Raw genomic sequence first — 12,807 nt, 5'->3', positions numbered from 1 at the left:
ATTCCTCCATCTAAAATTTTATTGTTGACTAAGTGCCTCTTGACCACCGGTAATTTCGGTGATTTCAGTCGTAATTGCCGCTTGTCTTGCTCGGTTATACTGCAATTCCAATGAAGAAATCAAGTCGTCAGCATTATCCGATGCTGACTTCATTGCAGTTGAACTTGAAGCATGCTCTGAGGTTTTGGCATCAAGAATTGCTCCATATACCAAGCTCTCAGAATACTGCGGCAAAATGACATTTAACACTTCTTTTTCTGACGGTTCAACATCATACTCAGCAGTCATTGGCTTAACCTTAATATCTTGGCTCGCTTGACCAGCAATGGCTTCACTGTCAACCGGCAGCATTTTTTCGGCTCTAAAGCGAGAAATCAAGCGATTAACAAAGTGTTCGTAACAAACGTACAGTTCATCAAATTCACCCTTGTTGTACATGGTCGTAACCATTTTAACAATTTGGCGAACTTCATTGAATGTCGGCACGTCACTGACACCTCGATACTCGTAGGCAACGTTATTGCCGCGCTTTCGATAAAAGTCGGAACCATTACCACCAACCGCTAATATTTGATAATCATTCGCACCCGAATGTTTCTCAATAAACTGGTTGGTTTCTCGAATAACGTTACTATTATAACTCCCAACCATTCCTCGATCGGAAGTGATAATCAAGTATGCCGTTCTCTTAGTTTTAGACTGATCATTTCCGGCTGCATGACCTGAGGATTGACTTAACCCATCCAGAATATGAGACTGGGCTAAATGTAGTACAACAGATTTAATTTGGCTTGCATATTCCGCATAACTAGTCGTATGCTTTTGAATCTGGTTAAGCTTAGCTTGTGAGACCATTTCCATAGCATTCGTAATCTGGCGCGTCTTCTTAGTAGAAGTAATCCGATGTTTAACATCGTTTAGCGAAGCACCCATATAATCTCACCCTCCTTAACTAGTCATTTGAAGCAGCTGAACTTTGATCATTATTTGTAGCAGCTTGTTGATCACCAGATTGACTTGGCTGGAACGTTTGCTCAAATTCCTTGATGGCAGCGTCCATCTTATTAGTATCAGGTAATTGACCGGTCTTGGTAATTTCATCAAGCAACTCTTTGTGAGAGTGATCAAAGAAATCAAAGATCTCATTTTGATAACGTAAAATGTCATCAATTGCAATCTTGTCCAAGAAGCCATGGGTCAAGCAATAAAGAATGACAACCTGCTTTTCAACCGGGATCGGTGAGTGCAGCGGTTGTTTTAAAACTTCTACCGTTCTAGCACCACGATTCAACTTAGCTTGAGTTGCTTCGTCAAGATCAGAACCAAATTGAGCAAATGATTCCAACTCATGATAAGAAGCCAAATCGAGTCGCAACGTACCAGAAACTTTCTTCATTGCCTTAACTTGCGCGTCACCACCAACCCGAGAAACGGATGTTCCGGCATCAACGGCTGGTCGAACACCTGAATAAAAACTATCGGCATCCAAGAAAATTTGACCATCAGTGATGGAAATAACGTTCGTCGGAATATAAGCAGAAACGTCACCGGCTTGGGTTTCAACGATTGGCAAAGCAGTCATTGAACCACCACCTAATTTATCACTTAACTTAGCAGCCCGTTCCAGCAAACGAGAGTGGGTGTAGAAAATATCACCAGGATAAGCTTCACGACCAGGAGGCCGACGAAGAATCAATGATAATTCACGGTAAGCATCCGCTTGTTTTGATAAGTCATCATACACAATCAAAACATGTTGACCATTATGCATGAAGTACTCACCCATTGTCGCACCAGCATAAGGTGCAATATACAACAGTGAAGCTGGCTCAGAAGGACCGGCAGAAATTACAGTTGTGTAATCCATTGCCCCGTACTTTTCAAGGGTGCTAACAGCCGTTCGGACAGTTGATTGCTTTTGACCAATTGCCACATAAATACACTTCATGTTTTGGCCCTTTTGATTCAAAATGGTGTCAATCGCAATTGATGTTTTACCGGTTTTACGATCCCCGATAATTAACTCACGCTGACCACGACCAATTGGAATCAATGAATCAATCGCCTTAATCCCTGTTTGTAAAGGTTCAAAAACTGATTGTCGATCCATTACGCCAGGTGCTTTATGTTCAATTGGCTTATGATCAGTTGCTTTAATTGGACCTTTACCATCTACTGGTTGGCCAAGTGAATTAACCACTCGTCCAATCATATCATCCCCAACGGGAACTTCCATAATTCGGCCGGTTCTTTTTACAGAATCACCCTCACGAATGTTCGTGTCGTCGCCTAGAATCATGATACCAACATCATTGGTTTCCAAGTTTTGAACCATTCCATAAACACCGTGGCCGAAGTCGAGCAACTCTCCAGACAACGCATTTTCGAGCCCATGGGCACGAGCGATACCATCACCAACATATGTAACGATACCTGTTTCTTTAACATCAAGCTCGTTTTGATAGCCTTGCAACTGTTGCTTGATAAGAGCACTGATTTCCTCAGCTTTAATGCTCATAAGTTTCACCTCTTTAAATAGATATCGTTAATTTAACAATAATTCTTTAACTTTATTAATTCGAGTTCTAACACTGCCATCAATGGTCATATCTGCCGACTTGATCACAACACCGCCAATTAGCGATGAATCAACCTTCGTGTTAAAAATGACCTTAGCGGCACCAACCCGTTTTTCAAAGGCCCTTGCTAATCGATCTCGTTGATCGTCATCAAGTTCAGTCGCAGAAACAACCTCTGCCCTGACAATCTTTTTGTCCGCTTCATACACACTTTGGAATTGATCAATAATGTCCAAAATTTGTGGGAAACGACGATAATCAGCAACGACTTTTAAAAAGTTTTTGATAAAGTCGGACGCATTTTCGGTGATAGGAGCCAAAAGGGATTGTTTATCCTTATCGGAAACTCGAATATCATCAAGAATATCAATCAACTTAGGATTAGCAGCAAACACTTTTCTTAGCTCTAACAAATCAGCATAGCCGGCTTCAAGTTCATTAGTTTCACTTAGAACTTCAAACATTGCCTTTGCGTATTTTTTTGAGGCGGAAATACTATCTAATGTCATTTATGCTTACCCAACCCTTCAATGTAAGAATCAACAAGTCCTTTTTGATCGTCCGCGTTCAATTCTTTTGAAATGATCTTGGATGCAATTTCAATAGATAGACTTGCCACATCTTTTCGAGAATTAGCCAAAGCTTCCTGTCGTTGTTGTTCAATATCCTTTTCAGCAGAACTCTTAAGATTAGATGCTTCATTTCGAGCATCTTCCACGATCTTTTCACCTTGCTGTTGGCCGCTTTGCTTAGCAGCGTTGATAATTCCATTAGCGTCTTCACGGGTCTTTTGCAATTCAGTTTGGCGCTGTTCAGCTAATTGGGCAGCTTTAGTCCGCGATTCTTTAGCAGAATCAATATCGTTGGCAATTTTATCTGAACGGTTTTGCATCATCTTGGTGATAGGCTTCCAAGCAATGATCTTAATTAACCACATCAAAACCAGAAAACTGATCATCACAAACAGCATATCACCAACATAAAGCTGAGCTCCAACTATCGAATATGAAAACATCAATTGGCACCTCCTTCTTTGTGTATTTAGCGATACTAGTCACTACTTGTTCATAACCAGCAAAGCCACAACGAAGGCGATAATTGGCATCGCTTCAACCAAACCAACACCGATGAACATGTTACTACGAAGTTGACCTGATAATTCTGGTTGTCGGGCCATTCCTTCCAACATCTTAGAAATTAAAATACCATCACCAATAGCTCCACCAATAGCGGCACCAGCCATAGCAATACCTGCAGCAATTGCTCCCATAATAATAAATCCTCCTTAAATTCTAAAAAAATTTGTTAATCTTCTAGTTCGATCTTTCGAGAAATGTAGACTGAGGACAATGTTACAAAAACATAGGCCTGAATACATCCAATAAAGACTGAGAAACCAGTCCAAAGTAACTCTAGTACGAATGCACCGATCCAAATGACTGGTCCACCATGAGACATTCCAACGATGATGCCAAGCAGCATTTCACCTGAAAGAATATTACCAAATAGTCGCAAACCTAACGTCAAGAAATTAGTAAACTCCTCGAACAGATTAATTGGTAGGAAAAACACAAATGGCTTCAGGTAATTCGCAAAATGCCCCTTATAACCTAACTTTCGAATTCCCAAGAACTGGGCGAGAGTCATTGTCATAAGAGACAAAGTCATTGTCACCACCGGATCAGAAGTCGGACTTTTGACATATGCCACACCAGATACATCAATATGCAAGAATAATCCTTGTAAGTTTGCAATAATGATGAACATAAATAGACTGAAGCCCCAGAGCCCTAAAAACTTGCTTGTTGAACCCGGAATTGAACTATTTACAATTCCATTGGTGAAATCAACCGCATACTCCAGAACATTCTGACCTTTACCAGGCTTCATCGTTAGATGCCGTGATAAGGCATATACAAGGCCTAATACAACTGCACACGCAATTAAAATAGAAATCATATTGCCCACATTAAACGTCAGACCCAAAAATTCAAAAGTCGAAGGAGTTCCTCCATTCACAAAATCTCACCTCTTTCCAAGACTTAGTCACGCAAGCAAATCAATCTGGTTATTGGTCAAGAAGACATTATTACCAAAGTGAAACTTTGCGATGGTAATGAACACTCGAATGTGTCCAAATACAATTGAAACTATACCACCAATCAATATAAAATTCAAAAGAATATTAGTAATCTTCGTCGCTTTTAAAGCGCGTCATTGACACAATTATCAACCTCGTGTCAGGTTATTAAACACATCATTTTAACTGTATCAGAAAGAATGCCACTTTAAAAAATGATATCTTTACGACCTATATTTACCGAATTTAATTATTTATTTTAGTAAACTAGCACCTGATAAGACGCAAAATGGAGCGTTGATAACCGCTCCACACCATCAATCATTTAGTTCCAAATAGTCGATCGCCAGCATCGCCCAAGCCAGGTACAATGTAGCCTTTGTCGTTCAATTTTTCATCCAAAGCTGCCGTGTAAATGTCAACATCCGGGTGAGCTTTTTGGAGGGCTTTAACTCCCTCTGGCGCAGCAACCAGGCAAACAAACTTGATATTTGAAGCGCCCCGCTTCTTCAAAGCGTCGATGGCCATAATTGAAGAGCCTCCTGTCGCAAGCATAGGGTCGACCACAAAGATTTGTCGCTGCTCAATATCAGAAGGTAACTTAACAAAATACTCGTGGGGTTCTAAAGTCTTTTCGTCTCGGTACATACCAATGTGACCAACTTTAGCTGCCGGAATTAAGTCTAAAATCCCATCTACCATCCCAATACCAGCTCTTAAAATAGGAACAATTGCGACTTTTTTACCAGAGATTTGTTTGGCATGGGCAATTCCTTCAGGCGTTTGAATGTCAACATCTTCCAGTGGCATATCCCTTGAAACTTCAAACGCCATTAACGTTGCAATTTCATTAACGATTTCACGAAATTCCTTTGTTCCACAATTTTTGTCGCGAATCATTGATAATTTGTGCTGAATCAGTGGATGATCCATAACTTGAAACTTACCCATTATTTCCCACTCCTTAATTATATTTCTAAACAATTGTATCACATCTCGCTAAGCTTCATTCATAAAAAAGGCCGAAACCACAATTAGTTTCGCACCTTTTTAATCACTATTGAATTGGATACTTTTCCGTTAACGCTTCAACCTTGTTGGCAACGTCTTGTAAATTGTTTTCATTTTGCGGGTCAGCAATAACCTGCAAAATCAACTGTGCCACCTGTCTGGCGTCTGCTTCCAAAAAGCCCCGGGTTGTAATCGCTGGCGTCCCCAACCGAAGCCCACTTGTCTTCGAAGGTGGTAGTGGATCATTGGGAATCGATTCTTTATTCGTTGTAATGTGAACTGTATCCAAAATGTTTTGCAAATCTCTTCCATTTAAAGATGTTTGCGTGAGGTTAATTGTCATCAAATGATTATCAGTACCACCAGTCAGAACCGTCACTTTACCGGAAGCTTGAAACTCATCGGCCATTGCTTTAGCATTTTTAATGACTTGTTCACCATACTGCTTAAATGAGGGCTGTAAATCTTCATAAAAAGCAGCCGCTTTACCGGCAATCACGTGTTCTAATGGGCCTCCTTGGCTTCCTGGGAAGACGGCGGAATTGAGCTTTTTAGCGTACTTTTCCTTCGCTAAAATCAAGCCACCCCGAGGTCCACGAAGTGTCTTGTGCGTCGTGGTGGTCACAACGTCGGCAACTGGAACTGGGCTTGGATGCAGGCCAGTCGCTACCAAGCCTGCAATGTGGGCCATGTCAACCATCAAGTAGGCACCAACTGAATCCGCAATTTCTCTGAATCGCTGCCAGTCAATAATTCGACTATAAGCAGAGGCCCCCGCAATAATGAGCTTCGGCTGAACATCCTTAGCAATCTTGGCAACTTGATCATAATCAATGAGTTGCGTTTCTGGGTCCAAACCATATGAATATGAATCATATAGTTTCCCAGAAAAGCTAACTCTGGCACCATGACTTAAATGCCCGCCAGCGTCTAATCCCATTCCTAGAATCTTGTCACCTGGTTTAAGCAAGGCAGCATAGACTTCTTGATTAGCTTGCGAGCCTGAATGGGGCTGAACGTTAGCATATTCAGCACCAAATAACTCCTTGGCACGGTCAATCGCCAACTGCTCGACAATATCAATATACTCGCAGCCACCGTAGTACCGACGGCCAGGATAGCCTTCCGCATATTTATTGGTCAAAACAGACCCTTGAGCGGCTCGGACAGCATTTGAAGCGATATTTTCCGAAGCAATCAGTTCAATATTATGTTCCTGTCTGTTCTCTTCGTTAGCAATTGCATCCCAAAGTTCTGGATCCTGCTGTTTATAATCGTAATTCAACTGCAACACCTCACTATAGATTTGTGGTACATGTTGATTATAACTGCTTGAAATGCATTTGCCCAGCTGATTTATTCAATCGGTTCATATAAGCTTCCGCAAGCCCCACTGGTTTTAAGCCTTGAGCAAAAATCACTTGATATTGTTTGTGATTATCAAAATCCCTGAGTTCCGCAAATAAATCATGGGCCGCCGATTGAGCGTCATTACCCAGCGAAATCACATCAGTATTTTCAGGCCAATTGACAGATTGAATAACCCTATCAAATGCCATGACACCAACCGGCTTTGAATAGGCTTTAATCCAATCAGCAACAGCTTGCCAGTCATCATCAGGATCGACGATGTAGACCTGCGCATCCGGGGCATAGTGCTTATATTTCATCCCCGGCGCTTTTGGGGTTTGATTCAACCCAACATGATGGCGCTCATCCATCACCGTTCGATGAATGACGGCTTCAATATCTTCCTTGGTAACGGCACCGGGGCGTAAAATAGCCGGCATTTCAGTTGACATGTCCAAAACCGTCGATTCAACCCCGACGGTCGTTGGCCCATCATCAACGATTGCCGCAATTTTCCCATTCAAATCGTGGTAGACATGTTGAGCAGTTGTCGGGCTTGGTTTTCCAGACGTATTTGCAGAAGGCCCCACAAGCGGCACTCCCGCCTTGGTAATCAAGTTCAGTGTCAACTGGTTATTAGGGAATCGAAAGGCTGCCGTGTCCAATCCACCAGTTACCGTCTTAGACAGCGCGTTTGGCTTCAACTTAAAAATCATGGTTAACGACCCTGGCCAAAACTTTTTAATTAACTTTTTGGCATCGTCGCTAAAAGACTGCACGTACTTTTCAACCATCAAAACACTGGCGACCGTCACGATTAGTGGATTATCACTTGGACGCCCTTTGGCTTGATACACCTTTTTAACCGCAGCCTCATTAGTAGCGTCTGCCCCCAAGCCGTAAACGGTCTCGGTTGGAAAGGCAACCAATTGGCCCTGCTTAATGAAATCGGCTGCCTGGTCTAATTGACTGCCAGTTAACATAACTGTCTGCATTTCGTTTAACTTCCTTTCCTGACTTGAATCATTCGTTGATGCCCCGCCGTATCATGCTTCGTGCTGATCTGGGCCGCCGGCATCGCCCGATGGAAAATCCTGCTAACCGCCTGTTCTTGGTGAAAGCCGATTTCAATAAATAACCGCCCGCCCGACTTAAGGTGCTGGCTTGCTCCAAGCGCGAGCTGTTTATAAATTGCCAAGCCATCCTCGGCAGCGTATAGCGCTAATTTGGGTTCATGCTCAAGCACTCGGTGATCCATATAGGGGGTTTCTTTTGTTGAAATATACGGCGGATTTGACACAATCAAATCAAACTGACCGCTAATCTGTTCAAAAACATCACTTTCAACGAAGTCAATCTTAACATTTAATCGCGCAGCATTTGTTTGGGCAACGGATAAAGCCTGCCGTGAAATATCACTGGCCACCACCTGCCAATTTGGCCGCTGCTTTTTAAGGGCAAGCGCGATTGCCCCGCTGCCAGTTCCAATATCTAAAATCCTTAACCGGTCACGGGCTTGAAGACTCGTTTCGTTTAAAATCCAATCAACTAGTTCTTCGGTTTCAATCCGGGGAATCAACACTGCCGGATTAACCATGAGCGACAGGCCATAAAACTCGGCCATATGAACAATGTACTGTGGCGGCATTCCAGCAAGCAATGCCTCAATGTCAGCTTGAAACTGGCGCCACAGTTGTGCCGGCATTATCTGTTGATAATGAATCAGCAAATCCGTCGCGGAAAATCGACTGCGGTGCTGTAAAATGAAATCAACGTCATACATATCAAGTTCAGATTGATTTTTAATACGAAAAGAAGCCCATTTCCGGGCTTCAAAAAAAGTAACCTGATTATTCATTGTTCAAATTCTCGAGTTTCTTGGCCTGGTCAGATAAAATGAGCGCATCGATAATTTCATCAAGTTCGCCATTCATAACCCGGTCTAATTTATTAATGGTTAGGCCAATTCGATGATCAGTTACTCGATTTTGCGGATAGTTGTATGTTCTAATCCGCTCAGAACGATCACCCGTCCCAATGGCCGATTTCCGTTCCGCATTATATTGGTCCTGTTCCCTTTGAGCATAGTAATCATAAACCCGAGCTTTCAAAATTTTCATTGCTTTAGCCCGGTTTTGCTGCTGTGAACGTTCATCTTGCATGGCCACGACGATACCAGTTGGTAAGTGGGTCATTCGAACGGCAGATGATGTCTTATTAATATGCTGACCACCAGCACCAGAAGATCGATAAACGTCCACCCGAATATCCTTCGGGTCAATATCAATATCGACATCTTCTTCTTCAGGCATGACGCCCACGGTTGCTGTTGACGTGTGCACCCTGCCGGCCGATTCAGTTACCGGCACTCGTTGAACCCGGTGGGCCCCATTTTCATACTTTAACTTGGAATAAACTTTATCACCGGTGATCATTAATGCAATTTCCTTGAAGCCGCCAACTTCAGTTTCGTTCTTATCAACCACTTCAACTTGCCAACCTTGACGTTCAGCGTATTTAGAATACATGCTAAATAAATCGGCCGCAAACAGACTTGCTTCATCACCACCGGCTGCCCCATGAATTTCCATGATAATGTTTTTATCATCGTTTGGGTCCTTAGGCAGCAACATCACCTTCAATTGGTCTTCTAGCTTTTCCTTTTGGTCTGTTAAATCAGAGATTTCATCTTTAACCATGGTTTCTAAATCCGCGTCATCGATTTTTTCTCGCAACATGTCTTTATCGTCATTCAATTGGCCAGTGACCTTTTGATACTTCTTAAAAGCTGCGACCGTATCTCGAAGGTCAGCTTCTTCCTTTGACAATTTCATGAATTTTTGAGTATCCGCAATGATTTCCGGATCACTAATTAATTCATTCAGCTCGTCGTATCGGTCGACAACCGCTTGTAATTTGTCGAAAATTTCGTCCATTAATTAATTCCTCACTTTGTTACTTGATAGGTGGATTATAGTAGTGTTTCCGGCACACCGGGTAGTAAGACTCATTACCGCCCATTTGAATCTGCTCACCTTCGTAAACCGGCTTGCCATCATGGAAACGTAAATTCATAGTTGCCTTTTTACCGCAAAACCAGCAAATTGTCTTCATCTCTTCTATCTTATCAGCATATAAAAGGAGATATTCAGAGCCTTCAAATAGATGATTTTGAAAATCATTTTTCAATCCAAAAGCAATAACCGGAATGTTTAACTCGTCAACAATTTCTGCCAATTGAAAAACGTGCTTCTTTGTTAAAAACTGTGCTTCATCGATTAACACGCAGCTCGCATTCGGATCTAATTCCTGAACCCGCTCAAAAATATTGGTCTTTTCAAAAATTGGATCAGCCTTGCGTTCTAGTCCGATTCGTGACTCAATCATTCCCTGTTTTTCACGAGTATCAAGCGCACTAGTCATAATGATAACACTTTTATTTTGCTCTTCATAATTATGAGCGACTTTAATGATTTCGATCGTCTTGCCACTGTTCATGGCGCCATAGCGATAAAATAATTGAGCCAATATATCCACCTTTTCCCTTCAAAGCTTCTTTTCCATTATACAGAAAATTCCATCGAATATCGATATAACTGATAATTTTTCCAGTCAGATAGGCCAAACCGTGTTCAAACCCGCTTCCATATGATAAACTTAGTTTTTGATTAGTACGATAGGTACTTAGCTTAAGGAGTAATTTTATGTCACTAAAAAGTTCATTTGCAACTGTTGCCGGCAAATCATCTTACTGGTTTTTACACACTTTCTTCAAGGGCGGCAGTTCCCTGCCCGGCAAAATCACTAAAAAATTAGACCCAAATATTTTACAAACTTTAGCTCGAAATTATGACGTTATCGTCGTCACCGGCACAAACGGTAAAACTTTAACGACTGCGTTAACCGTTCAAGTGCTTAAAGAAAAATACCAAAATATCTTGACCAACCCAACTGGTTCTAATATGGAACAAGGGATCATTACAACATTTCTTCACGCGCCGCGAACGCGGAATAAACGCCCGTTAGCTGTCTTAGAAGTTGATGAAGCAAATGTCATCATGGTAACAAAGTATATCAAACCAAAAGCGTTTGTCTTTACCAATATTTTCCGCGATCAAATGGATCGCTACGGCGAAATTTACACGACTTACCAAAAAATTTTAAACGGGGTCGCTTTGGCTCCCAATGCAACCATCATTGCCAATGGCGATGCACCAATCTTTCACTCTAAGCAGCTGCCTAATCCAATGATCTATTACGGGTTTGCCAACCAACCGGAAGGCGATGTTAAGGCAACTCCTAATACTGACGGGGTCTTGTGTCCTCAGTGTCAACACATCCTTCACTATCGCTACATCACTTATTCGAACCTCGGCAAGTATTTCTGCCCTAACTGCGGATATCAGCGGCCAGAATTAAACTTCGCGTTAAACAAAATCACCAATCTAACGCCCAAGTCGTCTAGCTTTGAAATTGATGGCGAACCGATTAAAATTGAAATCGGCGGGGTTTACAACATTTATAACGCCTTGGCCGCTTATAGTGTTGGCCGCTTTATGGGCGTGAGTCCTGCCCAAACGCAACAGGCCTTTAGCAAAGGTAAGCACATTTTTGGCCGTCAAGAGGAAATCAACGTTGATGGCAAAAAAGTCACATTGATTTTGGTAAAAAACCCAGTTGGCTTAAACCAAGTCATCGACATGATTTCAACCGACCAGGAACCATTTACCTTTATTGGCCTATTAAATGCTAATTATGCTGACGGGATTGATACCAGTTGGATTTGGGATGGTGATTTTGAACGGCTGCCAAAGATGAATATCAAGCAATATATCACCGGCGGTCAGCGGTACCGTGATATCACCTACCGACTGCAAGTTGCCGGCGTTGATCCCAACAAGCATCTCGTTGAACCAGATTTAGATAAAGTTGTCGATATGATTCCAGACGCCCCGACCGAAAAAGTATACATCTTGGCGACGTATACCGCCATGCTGCACCTCAGAAAAGTCTTTGCGGCCAAGGGCTTCATTAAAGGAGGGCTTGAATAATGGCATATTCACTAAATGTTTGTCATCTCTATGGTGACTTAATGAACACCTATGGTGACTTGGGAAATATCTTGGTGCTTAAATATCTTGCTAACCAAATGGGGGTTGGATTAACATCCGAAGTTGTGAGCTTAGGCCAACCGTTTGACCCAACCAAGTATGACATTGTCGTGTTCGGTGGCGGCCAAGACTTTGAGCAGTCCATTGTTTCAAAAGATATTCAGACCAAGAAAACGGCCCTCACCAATTTCATTGAAGATAACGGTTCGGTTGTCGCTATCTGTGGTGGTTACCAGTTGTTAGGCCACTATTACATTGGTGCCAATGGTGAGAAGCTGTTGGGAATTGGTGCGCTTGATCACTACACTGATAAACAAAAAGATCATCGTTTTATCGGTAACGTCGTCATTGAAAACGAAGAAACTGGCGAACGCTACCACGGCTTTGAAAACCATCAGGGATTAACTTTTCTTGGCAAAGGGGAGCGGCCTTTGGGGAAGGTTTTAGAAGGCCATGGTAATAACGGCCAAGATCAAACTGAAGGCGCTATTTACAAGAATGTTTACTGCACATACTTCCACGGGCCCATTTTGGCGCGGAATAATCAAATTGCCAAGCACGTGCTAGTTAATGCCTTGACCCGTAAATATCCGGATGCCGATTTATCACAACCAGAAGCTTTAAAGGTTGGCGATACGTTTTAATTGACTCACATGCAAACTCATTTAACTTAAAA

At 42.2% G+C, this 12,807-nt stretch carries 14 protein-coding genes; 2 read left to right on the top strand and 12 right to left on the bottom strand.

Annotation, left to right across the window (positions count from 1 at the left end):
- Positions 1 to 18: 18 nt before the first annotated feature.
- The 12 genes from YK48G_RS08765 to YK48G_RS08710 form a co-directional block, all read right to left on the bottom strand.
- A complete protein-coding gene (locus YK48G_RS08765; RefSeq protein ID WP_203630351.1) occupies positions 19 to 933 on the bottom strand; it encodes a F0F1 ATP synthase subunit gamma in 915 nt (304 codons plus the stop codon).
- 19 nt (positions 934 to 952) lie between these two features.
- Positions 953 to 2,518, bottom strand: a complete 1,566-nt coding sequence (gene atpA, locus YK48G_RS08760) for a F0F1 ATP synthase subunit alpha (protein WP_203630350.1) — start codon at positions 2,516 to 2,518, stop codon at positions 953 to 955.
- 27 nt (positions 2,519 to 2,545) lie between these two features.
- The gene (gene atpH / locus YK48G_RS08755) at positions 2,546 to 3,088 is read right to left on the bottom strand and encodes an ATP synthase F1 subunit delta (RefSeq protein WP_203630349.1); all 543 of its coding nucleotides are present in this window, start codon (positions 3,086 to 3,088) and stop codon (positions 2,546 to 2,548) included.
- On the bottom strand, positions 3,085 to 3,594 hold the full coding sequence (atpF, locus tag YK48G_RS08750; protein ID WP_203630348.1) for a F0F1 ATP synthase subunit B: 510 nt from the start codon (positions 3,592 to 3,594) through the stop codon (positions 3,085 to 3,087). Before atpF ends, atpH begins: the two co-directional genes overlap by 4 nt.
- A 42-nt stretch (positions 3,595 to 3,636) precedes the next feature.
- Complete coding sequence (gene atpE, locus YK48G_RS08745) at positions 3,637 to 3,849, bottom strand: F0F1 ATP synthase subunit C (RefSeq protein ID WP_008858078.1); 213 nt, start codon at positions 3,847 to 3,849, stop codon at positions 3,637 to 3,639.
- Positions 3,850 to 3,884: 35 nt separating this feature from the next.
- The gene (gene atpB / locus YK48G_RS08740) at positions 3,885 to 4,598 is read right to left on the bottom strand and encodes a F0F1 ATP synthase subunit A (RefSeq protein WP_203630347.1); all 714 of its coding nucleotides are present in this window, start codon (positions 4,596 to 4,598) and stop codon (positions 3,885 to 3,887) included.
- Between the two features lie 382 nt (positions 4,599 to 4,980).
- Positions 4,981 to 5,610 (bottom strand): uracil phosphoribosyltransferase, encoded by a 630-nt coding sequence (upp, locus tag YK48G_RS08735; RefSeq protein WP_203630346.1) that lies wholly within the window; start codon positions 5,608 to 5,610, stop codon positions 4,981 to 4,983.
- 106 nt (positions 5,611 to 5,716) lie between these two features.
- Positions 5,717 to 6,964, bottom strand: a complete 1,248-nt coding sequence (gene glyA / locus YK48G_RS08730) for a serine hydroxymethyltransferase (RefSeq protein ID WP_203630345.1) — start codon at positions 6,962 to 6,964, stop codon at positions 5,717 to 5,719.
- 28 nt (positions 6,965 to 6,992) lie between these two features.
- Entirely contained in the window at positions 6,993 to 8,015 is a 1,023-nt protein-coding gene (locus tag YK48G_RS08725) for an L-threonylcarbamoyladenylate synthase (RefSeq protein ID WP_203630344.1), read from the bottom strand.
- 5 nt (positions 8,016 to 8,020) lie between these two features.
- Positions 8,021 to 8,878 (bottom strand): peptide chain release factor N(5)-glutamine methyltransferase, encoded by an 858-nt coding sequence (prmC, locus tag YK48G_RS08720; protein ID WP_203630343.1) that lies wholly within the window; start codon positions 8,876 to 8,878, stop codon positions 8,021 to 8,023.
- The gene (prfA, locus tag YK48G_RS08715; RefSeq protein ID WP_203630342.1) at positions 8,871 to 9,956 is read right to left on the bottom strand and encodes a peptide chain release factor 1; all 1,086 of its coding nucleotides are present in this window, start codon (positions 9,954 to 9,956) and stop codon (positions 8,871 to 8,873) included. The genes prmC and prfA overlap by 8 nt, the downstream gene beginning before the upstream one ends.
- Before the next feature lie 19 nt (positions 9,957 to 9,975).
- Positions 9,976 to 10,548, bottom strand: a complete 573-nt coding sequence (locus tag YK48G_RS08710) for a thymidine kinase (RefSeq protein ID WP_203630341.1) — start codon at positions 10,546 to 10,548, stop codon at positions 9,976 to 9,978.
- Positions 10,549 to 10,724: 176 nt separating this feature from the next.
- Between YK48G_RS08710 and YK48G_RS08705 the strand changes: the two genes are divergently transcribed.
- Complete coding sequence (locus YK48G_RS08705) at positions 10,725 to 12,071, top strand: Mur ligase family protein (RefSeq protein ID WP_203630340.1); 1,347 nt, start codon at positions 10,725 to 10,727, stop codon at positions 12,069 to 12,071.
- Complete coding sequence (locus YK48G_RS08700; protein ID WP_203630339.1) at positions 12,071 to 12,775, top strand: type 1 glutamine amidotransferase; 705 nt, start codon at positions 12,071 to 12,073, stop codon at positions 12,773 to 12,775. The genes YK48G_RS08705 and YK48G_RS08700 overlap by 1 nt, the downstream gene beginning before the upstream one ends.
- Positions 12,776 to 12,807: the final 32 nt, after the last annotated feature.

Source organism: Lentilactobacillus fungorum (assembly GCF_016860605.1).
Classification (GTDB): Bacteria; Bacillota; Bacilli; order Lactobacillales; family Lactobacillaceae; genus Lentilactobacillus; species Lentilactobacillus fungorum.
Note: the sequence above shows the minus strand (reverse complement) of the source record. Positions and strands in the feature narration are given on the sequence as shown.

Coding starts and splice junctions, on each gene's coding strand:
- YK48G_RS08725 (WP_203630344.1), bottom strand. CDS start 8,015: ATGCAGACAGTTATGTTAACTGGCAGTCAATTAGACCAGGCAGCCGAT.
- atpH (WP_203630349.1), bottom strand. CDS start 3,088: ATGACATTAGATAGTATTTCCGCCTCAAAAAAATACGCAAAGGCAATG.
- prfA (WP_203630342.1), bottom strand. CDS start 9,956: ATGGACGAAATTTTCGACAAATTACAAGCGGTTGTCGACCGATACGAC.
- atpA (WP_203630350.1), bottom strand. CDS start 2,518: ATGAGCATTAAAGCTGAGGAAATCAGTGCTCTTATCAAGCAACAGTTG.
- YK48G_RS08765 (WP_203630351.1), bottom strand. CDS start 933: ATGGGTGCTTCGCTAAACGATGTTAAACATCGGATTACTTCTACTAAG.
- YK48G_RS08705 (WP_203630340.1), top strand. CDS start 10,725: ATGTCACTAAAAAGTTCATTTGCAACTGTTGCCGGCAAATCATCTTAC.
- YK48G_RS08700 (WP_203630339.1), top strand. CDS start 12,071: ATGGCATATTCACTAAATGTTTGTCATCTCTATGGTGACTTAATGAAC.
- atpE (WP_008858078.1), bottom strand. CDS start 3,849: ATGGGAGCAATTGCTGCAGGTATTGCTATGGCTGGTGCCGCTATTGGT.
- upp (WP_203630346.1), bottom strand. CDS start 5,610: ATGGGTAAGTTTCAAGTTATGGATCATCCACTGATTCAGCACAAATTA.
- atpF (WP_203630348.1), bottom strand. CDS start 3,594: ATGTTTTCATATTCGATAGTTGGAGCTCAGCTTTATGTTGGTGATATG.
- prmC (WP_203630343.1), bottom strand. CDS start 8,878: ATGAATAATCAGGTTACTTTTTTTGAAGCCCGGAAATGGGCTTCTTTT.